Below are 19,858 nucleotides of genomic sequence, written 5' to 3'. Positions count from 1 at the left end.
CCGGCCAGACCCCCGCGCACAGAATGCAGTCCGCCACGTGGGACGGGCCCACCGGGGTCGCCACCACGCGGTTACCCTGACCGCGTGCACCCTTGACACAGAGGGGGTGCAAAGCCGACAGCCGTCGCATCCCAGGGAGCACATCCATGGCCTCGTTGCCGAACCCGCCCGCAGACACCCAGACCCGGGCCGACGCCCTTCGGGAGGCGCTCGCCACCCGCGTGGTCGTCGCCGACGGAGCCATGGGAACGATGCTCCAGGCACAAGACCCCTCCCTGGAGGACTTCCAGCAGCTCGAAGGCTGCAACGAGGTCCTGAACGTCACGCGCCCCGACATCGTGCGCAACGTGCACCAGGAGTACTTCGCCGTCGGCGTGGACTGCGTCGAGACGAACACCTTCGGCGCGAACTTCGCCGCCCTCGCCGAGTACGACATCGCCGATCGCAACCACGAGCTGTCCGAATCCGGCGCCCGCATCGCCCGCGAGGTCGCCGACGAGTTCACCGCCTCCACGGGACGCCAGCGCTGGGTCCTGGGCTCCATGGGCCCCGGCACCAAGCTGCCCACGCTGGGCCACATCGACTACGCGACGATCCGCGACGCCTACCAGATCAACGCCGAGGGCCTGATCGCCGGCGGCGCCGACGCCCTCCTCGTCGAGACCACCCAGGACCTCCTCCAGACCAAGTCCTCCGTCATCGGCGCCCGCCGCGCCATGGAGGCCCTCGGCGTGTCCGTGCCGCTGATCTGTTCCGTGACCGTGGAGACCACCGGCACGATGCTGCTCGGCTCGGAGATCGGCGCCGCGCTCACCGCGCTGGAGCCCCTGGGCATCGACATGATCGGCCTGAACTGCGCCACCGGCCCCGCCGAGATGAGCGAGCACCTGCGCTACCTCGCGCGCAACTCCCGCATCCCCCTCTCCTGCATGCCCAACGCCGGCCTGCCCGTCCTGGGCAAGAACGGGGCGCACTACCCGCTCTCCGCGAGCGAGCTGGCCGACGCCCAGGAGACCTTCGTCCGCGAGTACGGGCTCTCCCTCGTCGGCGGCTGCTGCGGCACCACCCCCGAGCACCTGCGCCAGGTCGTCGAGCGGGTCCACGCCCTCAGCCCCGTCGCCCGCGAGCCGCGGCCCGAGGCCGGCGCCTCCTCGCTCTACCAGACGGTCCCCTTCCGCCAGGACACCTCGTACATGGCGATCGGGGAGCGCACCAACGCCAACGGCTCGAAGAAGTTCCGCGACGCCATGCTGGAGGCGCGCTGGGACGACTGCGTGGAGATGGCACGCGATCAGATCCGCGAAGGCGCGCACATGCTGGACCTGTGCATCGACTACGTGGGCCGTGACGGCGTCGCCGACATGAAGGAACTGGCCGGCCGCTTCGCCACCGCCTCCACGCTGCCGATCGTGCTGGACTCCACCGAGGTCCCCGTCATCCAGGCCGGCCTGGAGAAGCTCGGCGGCCGCGCCGTCATCAACTCGGTCAACTACGAGGACGGCGACGGACCGGAGTCCCGCTTCGCGAAGGTCACCGCCCTCGCCCGGGAGCACGGCGCCGCGCTGATCGCGCTGACCATCGACGAGGAGGGCCAGGCCCGCACCGTCGAACACAAGGTCGCCATCGCGCAGCGGCTCATCGCGGACCTCACGGGCAACTGGGGGATCCACGAGTCGGACATCCTCATCGACACCCTCACCTTCACCATCTGCACCGGCCAGGAGGAGTCCCGCAAGGACGGCATCGCCACCATCGAGGCGATCCGCGAACTGAAGCGCCGTCACCCGGACGTGCAGACCACGCTGGGCCTGTCGAACATCTCCTTCGGCCTCAACCCGGCCGCCCGCGTCCTGCTCAACTCCGTCTTCCTCGACGAGTGCGTCAAGGCCGGCCTGGACTCCGCGATCGTCCACGCCAGCAAGATCCTGCCCATCGCCCGGTTCGACGACGAGCAGGTCGGCACCGCCCTCGACCTGATCTACGACCGGCGCGCCGAGGGCTACGACCCGCTGCAGAAGCTGATGGCACTGTTCGAGGGCGTCAACACCAAGTCCCTCAAGGCCGGCCGCGCCGAGGAACTCATGGCGCTCCCGCTCGACGAGCGGCTCCAGCGCCGCATCATCGACGGCGAGAAGAACGGCCTGGAAGCCGACCTCGACGAGGCGCTCCGGACCCGCCCGGCCCTGGACATCGTCAACGACACCCTCCTGGAGGGCATGAAGGTCGTCGGCGAGCTCTTCGGCTCCGGCCAGATGCAGCTGCCGTTCGTCCTCCAGTCGGCGGAGGTCATGAAGACCGCGGTGGCCTTCCTGGAACCGCACATGGAGAAGACCGACGCCGAGGGCAAGGGCACCATCGTGCTCGCCACCGTCCGCGGCGACGTCCACGACATCGGCAAGAACCTCGTGGACATCATCCTGTCCAACAACGGCTACAACGTCGTGAACATCGGCATCAAGCAGCCGGTCTCCGCGATCCTCGAAGCCGCACAGGAACACAAGGCCGACGTCATCGGCATGTCCGGCCTCCTCGTGAAGTCGACCGTGATCATGAAGGAGAACCTGGAGGAGCTCAACCAGCGCAAGCTGGCGGCCGACTACCCGGTGATCCTCGGCGGCGCCGCCCTCACCCGCGCCTACGTCGAGCAGGACCTCCACGAGATCTACGAGGGCGAGGTCCGCTACGCCCGCGACGCCTTCGAGGGACTGCGCCTCATGGACGCCCTCATCGCCGTCAAGCGCGGCGTCCCCGGAGCCACCCTGCCCGAACTCAAGCAGCGCCGGGTCGCCAAGCGCACCGCGCCCCTGCCCGAGCAGGACGAGTCCGAGGAGCCGGGCGGCCGTTCCGACACCTCCACCGACAACCCGATCCCCACCCCGCCGTTCTGGGGCACCCGCGTGGTCAAGGGCATCCCGCTCAAGGACTACGCCTCCTGGCTGGACGAGGGCGCCCTGTTCAAGGGCCAGTGGGGCCTCAAGCAGGCCCGCGCCGGCGGGGCGACGTACGAGGAACTGGTGGAGTCCGAGGGCCGGCCGCGGCTGCGCGGCCTCCTCGACAAGCTGCACACCGAGAACCTGCTGGAAGCCGCCGTCGTCTACGGCTACTTTCCCTGCGTCTCCAAGGGCGAGGACCTGATCATCCTCGACGAGCAGGGCAACGAGCGGACCCGCTTCACCTTCCCGCGCCAGCGCCGCGGCCGCCGCCTGTGCCTCGCGGACTTCTTCCGCCCGGAGGAGTCCGGGGAGACCGACGTCGTCGGCCTCCAGGTGGTCACCGTCGGGTCGAGGATCGGCGAGGCCACCGCCAAGCTGTTCGAGTCCGACTCCTACCGGGAGTACCTGGAGCTGCACGGACTCTCCGTCCAGCTCGCCGAGGCCATGGCCGAGTACTGGCACGCCCGCGTCCGCGCCGAGCTCGGCTTCGGCGGCGAGGACCCGGCGAAGGTCGAGGACATGTTCGACCTCAAGTACCGGGGCGCCCGCTTCTCGCTGGGCTACGGAGCCTGCCCCGACCTGGAGGACCGCGCCAAGATCGCCGACCTCCTGCGGCCCGAGCGCATCGGCGTCCACCTCTCCGAGGAGTTCCAGCTCCACCCGGAGCAATCCACCGACGCGATCGTGATTCACCACCCCGAAGCGAAGTATTTCAACGCACGCTGACGCGGATCGACGTACACTTGTCGGTCCCATACAGGCCGGTCGCCTGCTCCCCGGGGTACGCCCCGAGGAGAGAGGTGGCCGGCCTTGTCGTCCCTTCAGAGAGGTGTGCGCATGACGAGTACCGTCCCCGCCCCCGTCGCCCGTACGGCCGACGACTCGGCCCTCCAGGCGGTGCTGCTCGACATGGACGGCACGCTGGTCGACACCGAGGGCTTCTGGTGGGAGATCGAGGCGGAGATCTTCCGCGAGCTCGGCCACCTGCTGGAGGACTCGTGGCGCGACATCGTCGTCGGCGGCCCCATGAGCCGCAGCGCGGCCTTCCTCATCGAGTCCACCGGCGCGGCCATCGGCATCGCCGAGCTGAGCGTCCTGCTCAACGAGCGCTTCGAGGCCCGGATCGCCGACCAGGTGCCCATGATGCCCGGAGCCGAGCGGCTGTTGGCCGAGCTGGCCCGACACAACGTGCCCACCGCCCTCGTGTCCGCCTCCCACCGCCGGGTCATCGACCAGGTGCTGCGCACCCTGGGCCGGGACCGCTTCACGATGACGGTCGCCGGTGACGAGGTGCCCCGCACCAAGCCGCACCCCGACCCGTACCTGTTCGCCGCCCGATCCCTGGGCGCGCACCCCTCGCGCTGCGCGGTCATCGAGGACACCGCCACGGGTGTCGCCGCCGCCGAGGCCGCCGGCTGCCGGGTCGTGGCGATCCCCTCCGTCGGGGTGATCGCGCCGGCTCCCGGCCGCACGATCGTCCGCTCCCTGGAGGAAGTCGACCTTCCGTTCCTGCGGTCCCTCATCACTCCGATGAACTGATCGCATACGCTGCGTACCGAACAGAACGCGGGTGTGACGCAGGTCCCACAAGAGGATCTCTCGCCTCCCGGACCGGAGGCCGAAATTCCATCCCCCCTGGCGTAGTTGATGCGGGTGACGTTGGTCACCAGCGAAGCCCCCGAGAAGCCCCCACGGGCCCTCCGGGGGCTTCCTTTGTGTCCGGATTGATCAGCTCCTGACCGCATCTGCGGAGACTCCGGCAGATGCGGTCAGTCCGCACCGATCACCGTCCGATTACGCCCCAACTCCTGCCAGTTCCAGCCATCCCGCCCCAGGCCACTAATGTCGATCCGGGCACCGCGCCGCACCTCAGCCGTACCGGACACACACCCCTGTGCCGATACCGCGTGGACCGATCGTCACACCACCGGCCCGATCGTTCCGCCCTGAACGGGCGACCGTCGCGAAGAGCCTTTCACGCCGCTTCGAACAAGTGCCGGGTCGAGGGAGTACTTCCAGCATGAACCGCAAGACCATGGTGCTGACGGCCGCCGCAGGCCTGCTCGCCCCCGCGCTGTCCGCATGCGGCAGCGCCAGCGGCGGAGGAGCAGGAACCGGAGCGATCGTCGTCGGAACCACCGACCGGTTCGAGGCCGCCGACTACGCCCCCGCCCCCTTCGACCCCGCCTACGCCTACGACGCCGGCGCCTGGAACGTACTGCGCCAGACCGTCCAGACGCTGATGCACACCCCGCGCGGCGGCGGACAGCCCGTCCCCGAAGCGGCCTCCGACTGCCGCTTCACCGACACCGGCAACGAGAGCTACCGCTGCACCCTGCGCCCCGGACTGAAGTTCGCGAGCGGCGACCCCCTCACCGCCCAGGACGTCAAGTTCTCCATCGACCGCGTCCTCGCGATCAAGGACGAGAACGGCCCCTCCTCGCTGCTCTCCACCCTCGACACCGTCGAGGCCAAGGGCGACGACACCGTCGTCTTCCACCTGAAGACCGCCGACGCGACCTTCCCGTACAAGCTCTCCACCCCCGCCGCGGGCATCGTCAGCGCCAAGAACTACGACGCCAAGAAGCTCCGCACCGGCTTCGCCGTCGACGGCTCCGGCCCGTACACCATGAAGGCCGAAGTCAAGGACGACCACCTCGTCCGCGCCGTCTTCACCAAGAACCCGAACTACCAGGGCGACATCAAGCTCCGCAACGACAAGGTCGAACTGCGCACCTTCGCCGACTCCGAGAGCATGGGCCAGGCCCTCACCGACGGAGCCATCCACATGGTCTCCCGCACCCTGTCGCCCACCCAGATCACCGAGCTCTCCGCCAAGCCCCCCAAGGGCGTCAAGCTCGTCCCGATGCCCGGCCTGGAGATCCGCTACCTCGGGTTCAACACCGAGGCCCCGGTCGTCAAGGACAAGGCCGTACGCCAGGCCCTCGCCGCCGCCGTCGACCGCAACCAGCTCATCTCCAAGGTCTACGGCAAGGCAGCGCAGCCCCTGTACTCCCTGGTCCCCACCACCGTCACCGGCCACGTCAACTCGTTCTTCAACAAGTACGGCGAGGCCAACACCGCCAAGGCCGCCGACATCCTGAAGGCCGCCGGCATCAAGACCCCCGTCAAGCTCACCCTGAACTACACCGCCGACCACTACGGCGACGGCACGGCCGCCGAGTTCGAGACCCTCAAGACCCAGCTCAACTCCACGCGACTGTTCGACATCACCGTCCAGGGCAACGAGTGGAACGACTTCCGGCCCGCGCAGAAGAAGGGCGACTACGCCGCCTACGGGCTCGGCTGGTTCCCCGACTACCCCGACGCCGACAACTTCCTCGCCCCGTTCCTGGAGCAGGACAACTTCCTGGGCACGCCGTACGCCAACGCCGCCGTACGCACCCGTCTCATCCCCGAGTCCCGACGGGCCGCCGACCGCAACGTCGCCGCCCCCGCGATCACGGAGATGCAGGAAATCGTCGCCGAGGACGTACCCGTCCTGCCCCTGTGGCAGGGCAAGCAGTACGTCGCCGCACGCGACGGCATCACCGGAGTGGAGTGGTCCGTCAACGCCATCTCCGACCTCCAGCTGTGGGAACTCGGCCGGGGCGTCAGCGGCTGAGCAAGTCAGGAACCGGCAGCGGGAGTCGCAGGCCGGCGCAACGAAACAGTTCGACTGTGAAGGACGTTCGCGTGATGAGACGTAACCAGTGGCTGGCAGCCCCGCTCGGCGCCGCCACCGCCGCCGCGCTGCTCAGCGGTTGCGGTGCGCAGGATGGATCCGCCGCCGGAGACGGCAAGGGCGTGGTCATGGGCATATCCGACAAGGTCAAGGCCACCGACCCCGCCTCGGGCTACGACCCGGGCTCCTGGCTGCTCTTCAACAACGTCTTCCAGTCGCTGCTGACCTTCCCCAAGGGCGGCACGACCCCGGAGCCCGACGCCGCGCAGAACTGCGACTTCCAGGGCAGCGACAGCAAGGTCTACAAGTGCGTCCTGCGCGCCGGCCTGAAGTTCAGCAACGGCAACAAGCTGACCTCCCAGGACGTCAAGTACTCCTTCGAGCGCACCCTGAGGATCAACGACGAGAACGGCCCGGCCGTCATGCTCGCGTCGATCGCCGGCATCGACGCCCCCGACGAGCGCACCGTCGTCTTCCGCCTGAAGACCCCCGACGCGACCTTCCCCAGCAAGATCGCGGCCGGCGCGGGCTCCATCGTCGACCACACCGAATACCCCGCCGACAAGCTCCGCACCGACGGCAAGGCCTTCGGCTCCGGCGTCTACAAACTGGACTCCATCAACGAGAAGGCAGCCAACTTCTCCGTCAACGAGTCCTACAGCGGCAAGGCCAAGCCGAAGAACACCGGCGTCACCATGAAGTTCTTCAACGAGGACCAGGCCGCCCTCAAGAAGGTCCTCGAAAGCGGCGACGTCGACTTCGCCTTCCGCGGCCTCGCCGCCAAGGACATCGCGGGCCTCGCCGGCAACACCGGCAACCAGAAGGTCGAGGTCGTCCAGGGCACCGGAGCCGAGGTCGAGCACCTCGTCTTCAACATGAACGACCCCGTCGCCGGCAAGCTCCCCATCCGCAAGGCCATCGCCTACCTCGTCGACCGCGAAGCGCTCGTCAAGGAGGTCTACAACGGGACCGCCGTCCCGCTGTACTCGATCGTCCCGGCCGGCATCGGATCCCACACCACCCCGTTCTTCGACCGCTACGGCGGCAGCCCCCAGGTCGACAAGGCGAAGGCCGTCCTGCGCGCGGCCAACATCAAGGACAAGGTGAAGATCACCCTGTACTCGACGCCCTCCCGGTTCGGCCCGTCCACCGACCAGGAATTCCAGCTGATCGCCAAGCAGCTCAACGACAGCGGCCTGTTCGACGCCGACGTCAAGTCCGTCGAGTTCGAGCAGTACGACAAGGACATCCAGGCCGGCAAGTACGGCGTCTACGTGAAGGGCTGGGTGCCCGACTACCCGGACGCCGACAACTTCACGCAGCCCTTCTTCGGCCCGGACAACGTCCTGCGCAACAACTACGACAACAAGGAGATCAACGGGACCATCATCCCGTCGACCTCCGCGAAGTCCGACCGCACCGCGGCCAACACCGACTTCACCCGCCTCCAGGACATCGTCGCCGACGAGGTCCCGATCCTCCCGCTCTGGCAGAGCAAGCAGTACGCCGTCACCCGCCCCAACGTGACCGGCCTCCAGTGGTCCCTCGACGCCTCGACCGTCTTCCGCTTCTGGGAGATCGCCAAGGGCTAGACCCCACTCCGGCACACCCCGGACACACGACGGCCCCCCACCCTCACGGGCGGGGGGCCGTCGCGCGTCCCGGCGGAACTACTGACCCGCCCCCGGACGCACCAGACCGCTCTCGTACGCGTACACGGCCGCCTGCACACGATCGCGCAGACCCAACTTCGTCAACACGTGCCCCACATGCGTCTTGACCGTGGTCTCGCTCACGAACAGGTCCGCCGCGATCTCCGCGTTCGACAGACCCCGGGCCACCAGCTTCAACACCTCGACCTCACGCTCCGTCAACGTGCCCAACGCATCCGGCACGTTGTCCTCACCCGACGGCAGATGCCCCGCGTACTTGTCCAACAGCCGCCGCGTGATGCTCGGCGCCAACATCGCCTCACCCGCCGCGACCACCCGGATCGCCTGCACCAGCTCGACGGCCGGCGCGTCCTTCAACAAGAACCCGCTCGCCCCCGCCCGCAACGCCTCCACCACGTACTCGTCCAGATCGAACGTGGTCAACACCAGCACCTTCGCCGGCCCGTCCCGCCCCGGACCCGTGATCTGACGCGTCGCCTCCACCCCGTCCATCCGCGGCATCCGGATGTCCATCAACACCACATCGGGCTGCAAGGCCCGCACCTGATCCAGCGCCTGCAGACCGTCCCCGGCCTCACCGACCACCGCCAGGTCCTGCTCCGCCTCCAGAATCATCCGGAAACCGGTGCGCAGCAGCGGCTGGTCATCGACCAGCAGTACGCGGATCGCCACGGGGTCTACCTCGAATTCGTACGACGGCTTCGACGGACGCCGCCCATTCTGCCCTGATCCACCGATCAGGATCCCTCCGGGCGTACCGCCTCGACCTCGACCCGCACCTCGGCCCTCGGCCCGATCACCAACGGATAGACCGGGGGAGTACCCCCGAACTCCGGACACACCGCCTGATGATCACACCAGCCGCACAGCTTCGTCGGCCGCGGCCGCCAGTCACCCGTCTCCGTCGCCTCCCGGATCGCCTCCCACAGCGCCAGCAGCTTGCGCTCCACCCGCTCCAGATCCGCGACCACCGGGTCGTACGTCACCACGTCCCCACTGCCCAGATACACCAACTGCAACCGGCGCGGCACCACCCCCTTCAACCGCCACACCACCAACGCGTAGAACTTCATCTGGAACAACGCACCCTCGGCGTACTGCGGCCGAGGCGCCTTGCCCGTCTTGTAGTCCACGATCCGGACCTCACCCGACGGCGCCACGTCCACCCGGTCGATGATCCCCCGCAACCGAAGCCCCGACTCCAGCTCCGTCTCCACGAAGAACTCCCGCTCCACCGGCTCCAACCGCGTCGGGTCCTCCAACGTGAACCAGCGCTCCACCAGAGCCTCGGCCTCCGTCAACCAACCGGCCAACCCCGCCCCGTCATCCCCCTCCGGAAACAGCTCCGTCAGCTCCGGCCTCGCCTCCAGCAACCGCTCCCACTGCCCCGGAATCAACGCCTTCGCCCGCGGCGCCGTCCGCTCCGCCGCCGGATGATCGAAGAGCCGCTCCAACACCGCGTGCACCAACGTGCCCCGCGTCGCCGCCGCACTCGGCTTCTCCGGCAACTTGTCGATCACCCGAAACCGGTACAGCAACGGGCACTGCATGAAATCGCTCGCCCGCGAAGGCGACAGCGAAGCGGGCCGCACCGCGCCACCACCCACAGAGGGCGTCGCACCGGCAGCGGCCGCGTCCGGACCGGGGGCAGGGCTCGTCGTCATGCGTGAAACCCTACGACCCGCCGCCGACAGCACACGCATACCATCGACGCCGAGCCCCCTCGCACTGCATGATCGGAGCATCACACCGCGCCACCACACCGCGACGAACCCCCACGAACCGCCGGCGCCCCCCACCACGCCGGACAGCACCGAACGAAGGACAGCCGTGGCAGACACCGACGAAACCGGCGAGCGCGCAGCCAAGCGCTCCGACCCGGGCGGCGGACTCCTCATGGGCCGCCCCTTCGGCGTACCCGTCTACGTCTCGCCCAGCTGGTTCCTCGTCGCCGCCCTCATCACCTGGGTCTTCGGCGACCAGCTGGACCAAGTACTCCCCGACCTCGGACCCGTCCGGTACCTCGTCTCCCTCTTCTTCGCCGTCGCCTTCTACGCCTCCGTCCTGGTCCACGAACTCGCGCACACCATCGCCGCACTCCGCTTCAAACTCCCCGTGCGCCGCATCCAGCTCCAGTTCTTCGGCGGAGTCTCCGAGATCGAGAAGGAATCCGAGACCCCCGGCCGCGAATTCGTCCTCGCCTTCGTCGGCCCCCTCCTCTCCCTCCTCCTCGCCGGCGCCTTCTACCTCGGCATGAACGCCGTCGACCCCGCCACCGTCCCCGGCGTCCTCCTCGGCGGCCTGATGATCTCCAACCTCCTCGTCGCCGCCTTCAACCTCCTCCCCGGCCTCCCCCTCGACGGCGGCCGCATGCTCCGCGCCCTCATCTGGGGCATCACCGGCAAACCCATGACCGGCACCGTCGCCGCCGCCTGGGTCGGCCGCGGCCTCGCCGTCGCCGTCCTCATCGGACTGCCCCTGATCACCCACACCGGCGTCATCGGCAACCGCCCCCAGGAAATCGGCGGCATGAACACCGTCATGGACGCCCTGCTCGCCGCGATCCTCGCCGCCATCATCTGGACCGGCGCCGGCAACAGCCTGCGCATGGCCCGACTGCGCGAACACCTCCCCGCGCTCCGGGCCCGCACCCTCACCCGCCGCGCCATCCCCGTCGAGAACGCCACCCCCCTCTCCGAGGCCCTGCGCCGCGCCAACGAAGCCGGCGCCCGCGCCCTCGTCGTCGTCGACGGCCACGGCGAACCCATCGCCCTCGTCCGCGAGAGCGCCATCGCCTCCGTCCCCGAACACCGCCGACCCTGGGTCGCCGTCAGCACCCTCGCCCAAGACCTCACCGACGGCATGAAGGTTTCCGCGGACCTCGTCGGCGAAGAACTCCTCGACCACCTCCGCACCACCCCCGCCACCGAATACCTCGTCGTCGAAACCGGCGGCGCGATCTACGGCGTACTCTCCGCCCTCGACGTCGAGAAGGCCTTCGTGAAGGCCATGGCGCGGCCCCAGTCCTAGAGCCAATACACTGGTCACATGTCCGAACCGACCGGTGCCGCCCGCCGACGCGGGCCCTTCGAGGTCGGGGACCAGGTTCAGCTCACCGACCCCAAGGGCCGCCACTACACGTTCACGCTCGAAGCCGGGAAGAATTTCCACACCCACAAGGGTTCCTTCCCGCACGACGAGCTGATCGGTGCTCCCGAGGGCAGTGTTGTCCGTACCACGGGCAACGTCGCGTACCTCGCGCTGCGTCCCCTGCTCCCCGACTATGTCCTGTCCATGCCCCGCGGTGCCGCCGTGGTCTACCCCAAGGACGCCGGCCAGATCCTGGCCTTCGCCGACATCTTCCCCGGCGCCCGCGTCGTCGAGGCAGGCGTCGGATCCGGCTCCCTGAGCAGCTTCCTGCTGCGCGCCATCGGCGACCAGGGCATGCTCCACAGCTACGAGCGCCGCGCGGACTTCGCCGAGATCGCGACCGCCAACGTCGAGCGCTACTTCGGCGGCCCGCACCCCGCGTGGCAGCTGACCGTGGGCGACCTCCAGGACAACCTGTCCGACACCGACGTCGACCGCGTGATCCTCGACATGCTCGCCCCCTGGGAATGCCTGGAGGCCGTCTCCAAGGCCCTCGTCCCCGGCGGCATCCTGTGCTGCTACGTCGCCACCACCACCCAGCTCTCGCGCACCGTCGAGTCCATCCGCGAATTCGGCTGCTACGCCGAACCGCAGCCCTGGGAATCGATGATCCGAAACTGGCACGTCGAGGGCCTGGCCGTCCGCCCGGACCACCGGATGATCGGCCACACCGGCTTCCTCGTCACCGCCCGCCGCCTCGCGGACGGAGTCGAACCCCCCATGCGCCGCCGCCGCCCCTCCAAGGGCGCCTACGGCGAGGACTACGACGGCCCCGGCAGCCAGTCACGCGGCGGCGCCGCCGACCGCGACTGACCCCGGCCCACCGCCGACCCAACAGCAAGGCGCCGTGGCGTAGTTCCCGAACCGACTCGGGAACTACGCCACGGCGCCTTTTCGTTGTACCGGACATCGTGCGACCCGTCCGGACCCACCCGTTCCACCCCGGTGTGAGGTGTGGCACGATGCTGGCTCCCCGTCACCCTTCGCACAGGAGACACCCCGCGTGCTGCACAGCCCCACCGAGCCGGCCCCCACGCTGGAACTCCTGGCACACCACCGCGCCAGGCCCCTCCACTGGATCGCCACGGCCTCGGCCATGGCCGCCGTCATCGCCGGAGCGGGCCTCCTGCAACCGGACCCCGCCAACGGAGCCCCCGCGGCGCCGTCCGCCGCCGGGAACCCCGGAACCCGCAGCGCACCCCGGGAGCCCGCCCCCGACGCGCACGCACTCACGTACCCACTGGACTGCCGGGGCCTCGCACAGGCCGTCACGGCCACCGCCGAGGGCGATCTCGACGGGGACGGACGCCCCGAGACCGTCGCCGCCGTACGCTGCGACGCCGGCTCGGGAACCCCGCCCCACGCCATCTACGTGCTCACCCGGGGCCCCGCCGCCGGTTCCGCCCCCCGCGTCGTCGCCACCCTGCTCGACCCCGCGCGCCGACAGAACGCCACCGACCTCACCGTGAGCGACGGGCAGGTCACCGCCACGCTCCTCGGCTATTCCTCACGCGAGGTACCGCGCTCCGACCCCGATGTGAAGCAGCTCTCCAAGTGGCGCTGGGTGGGCGGAAAATTCCGCCAGGAGCTGACGGACTCGACCGCCAGAAGTGTTTGAACCGTCACTCGGCGTCGGGACCGTAGACCTCGACCCTGTCCGAAACGCGCCTTACGTGGATGCAGTCACCCGGACATTCCTTCGCGGAGTCGACCACGTCCCGCAGCAGCGTCAGGGGAACCGGAGTGGTCGCCCCCACGTCCTGCAGGAGCTCGTCCTCGGGGCTCTTCACGTACGCCAGACCATCGATGTCCAGCTCGAACACCTCCGGGGCGTACTGCACGCAGATGCCGTCCCCGGTGCAGAGGTCCTGGTCGATCCAGACCTCAAGCGACGCATCCGTCTCACCGGCGCCGCCCGCGGGAGCCTCCTGCTGCACGGTCATATCTCCTGCCGTTCCCTGCACTGAGTGATCCATCCCGGTCGCAACTCGCAGCAAGTCGCGCGAGCCCTGACGGGTGTTGAACACTTCGACCTTACAACCGGCTGCTTTCCGATGTCGCTGGGTGGGTATTTCCTAGGCGTGAGGGAGTACGCAAGGGTGAAGATCGGACACACCCCTACCGTCTTTGTGATCTAGGGGTTTCAATCACCACCAGCCCAGGTAGGGTCAGGAAGCGTCCAGCTCCCCTTGGAGGAGGTGAGGACCGTGGCAGCCCACGACGACGACATCAACCGCGGCATCCGGCCCGGGCGAGGGTCTGATGACCCCGCCGGCCAGGTTGCCTATCTCGAGCAGGAAATCGCCGTCCTGCGACGTAAGCTCGCCGACTCTCCGCGGCACGCGAGGATTCTCGAAGAGCGGATCGTCGAGCTCCAGACAAATCTGGCCGGCGTATCCACACAGAACGAACGACTGGCGAATACCCTCCGTGAGGCCCGCGACCAGATCGTGGCCCTCAAAGAAGAAGTCGACCGGCTCGCCCAGCCGCCGGCCGGATTCGGTGTCTTCCTTCAGTCGAACGAGGACGGCACCGTCGACATCTTCACCGGAGGCCGAAAGCTTCGCGTGAACGTGAGCCCCAGCGTCGAACCGGAAGACCTCCGGCGCGGCCAGGAGGTCATGCTCAACGAAGCGCTCAACGTGGTCGAGGCCATGGAGTTCGAACGGGCCGGGGACATCGTCACCCTCAAGGAGATCCTCGAGGACGGCGAGCGCGCCCTGGTGGTCGGGCACACCGACGAGGAAAGGGTGGTGAGGCTCGCCGAGCCGCTCCTGGACATCACCATCCGCCCCGGCGACGCCCTCCTGCTCGAACCCCGCTCCGGCTACGTCTACGAAGTGGTGCCGAAGAGCGAGGTCGAGGAACTCGTCCTCGAAGAGGTCCCCGACATCGACTACGACAAGATCGGCGGCCTGGGCGACCAGATCGAGCTGATCCGCGACGCAGTCGAGCTCCCGTACCTCCACCCCGACCTCTTCAAGGAACACGAACTGCGGCCCCCCAAGGGCATCCTGCTCTACGGCCCTCCCGGCTGCGGCAAGACGCTCATCGCCAAAGCCGTCGCCAACTCCCTTGCCAAGAAGGTCGCCGAGGTCACCGGCCAGCCCGCCGGGAAGTCCTACTTCCTCAACATCAAGGGCCCCGAACTCCTCAACAAGTACGTCGGCGAGACCGAGCGGCACATCCGCCTCGTCTTCCAGCGTGCCCGTGAAAAGGCCAGCGAGGGCACCCCCGTCATCGTCTTCTTCGACGAGATGGAATCCCTCTTCCGCACCCGCGGATCCGGCGTCAGCTCGGACGTGGAGAACACCATCGTCCCCCAGCTGCTCGCCGAGATCGACGGCGTGGAAGGCCTGGAGAACGTCATCGTCATCGGCGCCTCCAACCGCGAGGACATGATCGACCCGGCCATCCTGCGCCCCGGCCGTCTCGACGTGAAGATCAAGATCGAGCGTCCCGACGCCGAGGCCGCGAAGGACATCTTCGCGAAGTACCTCAAGGCCACCCTGCCCCTGCACACGGACGACCTGTCCGAACACCAGGACTCCAGGGCCGGCACCGTCCACAGCATGATCCAGACCGTCGTCGAGCAGATGTACGCCGAAACCGAGGAGAACCGCTTCCTCGAGGTCACGTACGCCAACGGCGACAAGGAAGTCCTCTACTTCAAGGACTTCAACTCGGGCGCGATGATCCAGAACATCGTGGACCGTGCGAAGAAGATGGCCATCAAGGCCTTCCTCGAGCACAAGCAGAAGGGCCTCCGCGTCTCCCACCTCCTCCAGGCCTGCGTGGACGAGTTCAAGGAGAACGAGGACCTCCCGAACACCACCAACCCGGACGACTGGGCCCGCATCTCCGGAAAGAAGGGCGAGCGGATCGTATTCATCCGCACGCTCGTCACCGGAAAGCAAGGCGCGGACACGGGCCGCTCCATCGACACGGTGGCAAACACCGGTCAGTACCTCTGACGAAGCGGGGCGGCTGCGGGTGCCCGGCCAAGGGCACCCGCAGCCGACTGCTTTATGCCGACTGCTTTTCAGCCGGTGACAAGGCAAATTCAATGACTGAAATGATCTCCCCAGCAGCGCGCAGTGGTTCTAGGCTCTTCCGTACCGCCGGTCGCGCAGTGCGGGGACGGGCACCGCACCAAACGCACCGGAGCACCAGCGGTACTTGAGCGCCGCTCCCGAACGGGAGCGCCGCCGGGCAAGGAGGGCCGCATGACCGTACGGCGAGTAATGGGGATCGAGACGGAGTACGGGATCTCCGTCCCGGGGCACCCGAACGCCAATGCCATGCTCACCTCGTCCCAGATCGTCAACGCCTACGCGGCGGCGATGCACCGGGCGCGCCGCGCCCGCTGGGACTTCGAGGAGGAGAATCCGCTGCGGGACGCCCGCGGCTTCGACCTCGCCCGCGAGGCCGCCGACAACAGCCAGCTGACCGACGAGGACATCGGCCTCGCCAACGTCATCCTCACCAACGGCGCCCGGCTCTACGTCGACCACGCGCACCCCGAGTACAGCTCGCCCGAGATCACCAATCCGCTCGACGCCGTCCTCTGGGACAAGGCCGGCGAACGGATCATGGCCGAGGCCGCCGAACGGGCCGCACAGCTCCCCGGAGCCCAACCGATCCACCTCTACAAGAACAACACCGACAACAAGGGCGCCTCCTACGGCACGCACGAGAACTACCTGATGAAGCGGGAGACCCCCTTCTCGGACATCGTGCGCCACCTGACCCCCTTCTTCGTCTCCCGGCAGGTCGTCACGGGCGCGGGACGCGTCGGCATCGGTCAGGACGGCCGCGAGCACGGCTTCCAGATCAGCCAGCGCGCGGACTACTTCGAAGTCGAGGTCGGCCTGGAGACCACCCTCAAGCGGCCCATCATCAACACCCGCGACGAACCCCACTCCGACGCCGAGAAGTACCGCCGGCTCCACGTGATCATCGGCGACGCGAACCTGTCGGAGATCTCCACCTACCTCAAGCTCGGCACCACCGCCCTGGTGCTGTCGATGATCGAGGACGGGTTCATCAACGTGGACCTGGCCGTGGACCAGCCGGTGCGCACCCTCCACCAGGTCTCCCACGACCCCGACCTCGGCCACCTGATCACCCTGCGCAGTGGGCGGACACTGACCGCCGTACAACTCCAGATGGAGTACTTCGAGCTGGCCAGGAAGTACGTGGACGAGCGTTTCGGGTCGGACGCGGACGAGCAGACCAAGGATGTCCTCGCTCGGTGGGAGGACGTACTGGGCCGGCTGGAGACGGACCCGATGAGCCTCTCCGGCGAGCTGGACTGGATCGCGAAGCGGGAGATCCTGGAGGGCTACCGCCGACGGGACAGCCTCGACTGGGACGCCGCGCGGCTGCACCTGGTGGACCTCCAGTACGCGGACGTACGCCCGGAGAAGGGCCTGTACAACCGCCTGGTGGCCCGCGGCAAGATGAAGCGACTGGTGGACGAGACGGCCGTGGAACGGGCCGAGGGCAAGCCTCCGGAGGACACCCGGGCCTACTTCCGGGGCCGGTGTCTGGAGCAGTACGCCGACGACGTGGCCGCGGCCTCGTGGGACTCGGTGATCTTCGACCTGCCGGGCCACGACTCGCTCCAGCGGGTCCCCACCCTGGAGCCCCTGCGGGGCACCAGGGCCCATGTGAAGGAGCTCCTGGACCGCTGCCGGACGGCGGAGGAACTGGTGCGGGTGCTCTCGGGCCGCTGAGGCCATTCCGGTACCGGGAAGGGGCCTGAAAAGGCCCCGCCGAGGGAATCATGAAGTCACCCGGACGTTGTGAAAGTACCGGGACGAATGTCGGGGCCTCCTTGTAGGGTCCGGCGTAGGGTCTGATCTTGAGAGATCCCGATTCCGGGGTCTCTCGACATGAGCGTGCGAACCGAGCGGGGTGAGGTAGACATGGCGACCAAGGACACCGGCGGCGGACAGCAGAAGGCGACGCGCTCGACCGAGGAGGTCGAGGAGGCGGCGGTCGAGGAATCGACCGACCTCAAGGAGCGCCAGGAAAAACTCTCCGACGACGTCGACTCGGTACTTGACGAGATTGACGATGTCCTCGAGGAGAATGCCGAGGATTTCGTGCGGTCCTTCGTGCAGAAGGGTGGCCAGTAAGGCCATTTGACCTTCGAATCGCAGGGGGGCGTGCGGTAGTTGGCAGGGATCACCAAGCGGTGCTCGAGGTGCAAGCAGGACAGGCCGCGGTCGGAATATGCGAGTAACCGTTCCATAGCCGACGGATTGCAGTCCTACTGTCGCTCGTGTTCTGCGGACTACTACAAGGCGCGCCAGGAAGCGAAGGGGCGGACGGTGCGGGAGAAGGTGACCGTACCGTCCGGTCACAAGCGGTGCCCCCAGTGTCGGGAGGTCAAACCGCACTCGGAATGGGAGCGGAACAAGACCACCTCGGACGGTTGGTCCAGTTACTGCCGCGTATGCAGGACGCAGCGCAACCGGGCGAGCTACTTCAAACGCAAATACGGCATTACCGAGGCCGAGCGTGACGCGATGATCGAGGCGCAGGGTGGTTCGTGTCTGCTGTGCCGAACCGGTCCGGCCGAGCATGTGGATCACGATCATCAGACGGGTAAGGTCCGAGGCGTGCTGTGCTTCAGCTGCAACGCAGCCTTGGGGCAGTTCAAGGATCGGCCGGACGTCATAAGGCGTGCAGCCGCTTACGTGGAAGGAAACCTGTGGAACCCAACACTCGTAGCACAGGGCGTCTACCGGCAGCCTTCCTGACGCCGGGGTCCTCGTCCTTCATGGACTTCCTCGGGGCGCACCAGCCCGAGATGCTGCCGGGGAACCGCAAGCTCCCCGACGGTGTCGTCGAGGCGCCCCACGGGACGACGATCGTCGCGACGACGTTCCCCGGCGGTGTGGTGCTCGCCGGTGACCGGCGGGCGACCATGGGGAACATGATCGCCCAGCGGGACATCGAGAAGGTGTTCCCGGCCGACGAGTACTCCGCGGTGGGCATCGCGGGTACGGCCGGCCTCGCAGTCGAGATGGTGAAGCTGTTCCAGCTGGAGCTGGAGCACTTCGAGAAGGTGGAGGGGACGACCCTCTCGCTGGAGGGCAAGGCGAACCGCCTGTCCACCATGATCCGCAGCAACCTCGGCATGGCGATGCAGGGGCTGGCCGTCGTACCGCTCTTCGCGGGCTACGACGAGGCCAAGGAGAAGGGTCGGATCTTCTCCTACGACGTGACGGGCGGTCGCTCCGAGGAGCACGGGTTCGCCGCCACCGGGTCCGGGTCGATCTTCGCCCGCGGGTCCATGAAGAAGCTGTACCGTCCCGACCTGACGGAGGAGCAGGCCACCACGCTGGTCGTGCAGGCGCTGTACGACGCGGCCGACGACGACTCGGCGACGGGTGGTCCGGACCTCTACCGTCACATCTATCCCATTGTCACCGTCATCACCGACGAGGGCTTCCGCCGGCTGACCGACGACGAGTCGCAGGCGCTGGCCCGTTCGGTGACCGACCGTCGGCTGGAGCAGCCCGACGGCCCGCGCGCCGCCCTGCTCTGACCATCCGTCGCCTCGTAGGAGCCCAGAAGAAAGGGACGGTCAGCCGGTGTCGACTCCGTTCTATGTTTCACCTCAGCAGGCCATGGCCGACCGGGCGGAATACGCCCGGAAGGGCATCGCCCGCGGTCGCAGCCTGGTCGTGCTGCAATACGCCGACGGCATCGTGTTCGTGGGGGAGAACCCGTCCCGCGCGCTGCACAAGTTCAGTGAGATCTACGACCGGATCGGCTTCGCGGCCGCCGGCAAGTACAACGAGTACGAGAACCTGCGGATCGGTGGTGTGCGCTACGCGGATCTGCGCGGGTACACCTACGACCGCGACGACGTGACGGCCCGTGGGCTCGCCAACGTCTACGCGCAGACGCTGGGCACCATCTTCTCCAGCGCGGGCGAGAAGCCGTACGAAGTGGAGCTGGTCGTGGCCGAGGTCGGTCCGACGGCCGCGGGTGACCAGATCTATCGGCTGCCGCACGACGGTTCGATCGTGGACGAGCACGGCTCGGTCGCGGTCGGCGGCAACGCGGAGCAGATCAGCACGTTCCTGGATCAGCGCCACCGGGACGGGATGACGCTGTCCGAGGCGTTGAAGCTGGCGGTGCAGGCGCTGTCGAGCCAGGCGAACGGCGCCGACAAGGCGATTCCGGCCGAGCGGCTGGAGGTCGCGGTGCTGGACCGTACGCGGGCGCAGCAGCGGAAGTTCAAGCGGATCCGCGGTCGGCAGTTGGCGCGGTTGCTGGAGGCTGACGTGCCGGCGGCGGCGCAGGCCGATGCCGTGTCGAATGACGAGGTGCCGGAGGACGACGCCGAGTAGGTCGTGTGTGTGGAGGGGCCCCGGTCTGCCGTTCGCGGTGGGTCG

The 19,858-nt window shown here is 68.1% G+C and carries 16 protein-coding genes; 13 read left to right on the top strand and 3 right to left on the bottom strand.

Annotation, left to right across the window (positions count from 1 at the left end; genetic code table 11):
* Positions 1 to 146: 146 nt before the first annotated feature.
* The 4 genes from metH (at position 147) to OHA84_RS09155 (ending at position 8,210) form a co-directional block, all read left to right on the top strand.
* Positions 147 to 3,659, top strand: coding sequence for a methionine synthase (metH, locus tag OHA84_RS09170; protein WP_266972268.1), 3,513 nt, complete (start codon positions 147 to 149; stop codon positions 3,657 to 3,659).
* Positions 3,660 to 3,770: 111 nt separating this feature from the next.
* On the top strand, positions 3,771 to 4,472 hold the full coding sequence (locus OHA84_RS09165; RefSeq protein ID WP_053678850.1) for an HAD family phosphatase: 702 nt from the start codon (positions 3,771 to 3,773) through the stop codon (positions 4,470 to 4,472).
* 481 nt (positions 4,473 to 4,953) lie between these two features.
* Entirely contained in the window at positions 4,954 to 6,558 is a 1,605-nt protein-coding gene (locus OHA84_RS09160) for an ABC transporter substrate-binding protein (protein ID WP_053678767.1), read from the top strand.
* Between the two features lie 74 nt (positions 6,559 to 6,632).
* A complete protein-coding gene (locus tag OHA84_RS09155; RefSeq protein ID WP_053678848.1) occupies positions 6,633 to 8,210 on the top strand; it encodes an ABC transporter substrate-binding protein in 1,578 nt (525 codons plus the stop codon).
* A gap of 78 nt (positions 8,211 to 8,288) precedes the next feature.
* On the opposite strand, the gene OHA84_RS09150 is transcribed toward OHA84_RS09155, so the two are convergent.
* Both OHA84_RS09150 and OHA84_RS09145 read right to left on the bottom strand, forming a co-directional pair.
* On the bottom strand, positions 8,289 to 8,963 hold the full coding sequence (locus OHA84_RS09150; protein ID WP_053678766.1) for a response regulator transcription factor: 675 nt from the start codon (positions 8,961 to 8,963) through the stop codon (positions 8,289 to 8,291).
* Positions 8,964 to 9,028: 65 nt separating this feature from the next.
* Entirely contained in the window at positions 9,029 to 9,955 is a 927-nt protein-coding gene (locus tag OHA84_RS09145; protein ID WP_107089186.1) for a RecB family exonuclease, read from the bottom strand.
* A 166-nt stretch (positions 9,956 to 10,121) separates the two neighbouring features.
* On the opposite strand from OHA84_RS09145, the gene OHA84_RS09140 reads away from it, so the two are divergent.
* The 3 genes from OHA84_RS09140 (at position 10,122) to OHA84_RS09130 (ending at position 13,059) form a co-directional block, all read left to right on the top strand.
* Positions 10,122 to 11,321, top strand: coding sequence for a site-2 protease family protein (locus OHA84_RS09140; protein WP_053678761.1), 1,200 nt, complete (start codon positions 10,122 to 10,124; stop codon positions 11,319 to 11,321).
* Between the two features lie 18 nt (positions 11,322 to 11,339).
* A complete protein-coding gene (locus OHA84_RS09135) occupies positions 11,340 to 12,254 on the top strand; it encodes a tRNA (adenine-N1)-methyltransferase (RefSeq protein WP_053678760.1) in 915 nt (304 codons plus the stop codon).
* A gap of 190 nt (positions 12,255 to 12,444) precedes the next feature.
* Entirely contained in the window at positions 12,445 to 13,059 is a 615-nt protein-coding gene (locus OHA84_RS09130; RefSeq protein ID WP_053678758.1) for a hypothetical protein, read from the top strand.
* A 4-nt stretch (positions 13,060 to 13,063) separates the two neighbouring features.
* Here the strand turns inward: OHA84_RS09130 and OHA84_RS09125 are convergent, their stop codons facing one another.
* Positions 13,064 to 13,384: a ferredoxin gene (locus OHA84_RS09125; protein ID WP_053678756.1), complete on the bottom strand. Its 321-nt coding sequence runs from the start codon at positions 13,382 to 13,384 to the stop codon at positions 13,064 to 13,066.
* A gap of 264 nt (positions 13,385 to 13,648) precedes the next feature.
* On the opposite strand from OHA84_RS09125, the gene arc reads away from it, so the two are divergent.
* From arc to prcA, 6 genes are all read left to right on the top strand, one after another.
* Positions 13,649 to 15,415 (top strand): proteasome ATPase, encoded by a 1,767-nt coding sequence (gene arc / locus OHA84_RS09120; RefSeq protein WP_053678846.1) that lies wholly within the window; start codon positions 13,649 to 13,651, stop codon positions 15,413 to 15,415.
* 252 nt (positions 15,416 to 15,667) lie between these two features.
* Positions 15,668 to 17,179, top strand: coding sequence for a depupylase/deamidase Dop (gene dop, locus OHA84_RS09115; protein WP_053678754.1), 1,512 nt, complete (start codon positions 15,668 to 15,670; stop codon positions 17,177 to 17,179).
* A 192-nt stretch (positions 17,180 to 17,371) separates the two neighbouring features.
* The gene (locus tag OHA84_RS09110; RefSeq protein WP_030016348.1) at positions 17,372 to 17,584 is read left to right on the top strand and encodes a ubiquitin-like protein Pup; all 213 of its coding nucleotides are present in this window, start codon (positions 17,372 to 17,374) and stop codon (positions 17,582 to 17,584) included.
* 195 nt (positions 17,585 to 17,779) lie between these two features.
* A complete protein-coding gene (locus tag OHA84_RS09105) occupies positions 17,780 to 18,211 on the top strand; it encodes an endonuclease VII domain-containing protein (RefSeq protein ID WP_323178921.1) in 432 nt (143 codons plus the stop codon).
* Positions 18,163 to 19,002, top strand: coding sequence for a proteasome subunit beta (prcB, locus tag OHA84_RS09100; protein ID WP_053678751.1), 840 nt, complete (start codon positions 18,163 to 18,165; stop codon positions 19,000 to 19,002). Before OHA84_RS09105 ends, prcB begins: the two co-directional genes overlap by 49 nt.
* Positions 19,003 to 19,048: 46 nt before the next feature.
* Positions 19,049 to 19,813: a proteasome subunit alpha gene (gene prcA / locus OHA84_RS09095; RefSeq protein ID WP_078998917.1), complete on the top strand. Its 765-nt coding sequence runs from the start codon at positions 19,049 to 19,051 to the stop codon at positions 19,811 to 19,813.
* Positions 19,814 to 19,858 lie beyond the last annotated feature (45 nt).

Source organism: Streptomyces sp. NBC_00513 (assembly GCF_041431415.1).
Lineage (GTDB): Bacteria > Actinomycetota > Actinomycetes > Streptomycetales > Streptomycetaceae > Streptomyces.
This window is presented reverse-complemented; position numbering and strand designations above follow the sequence as displayed.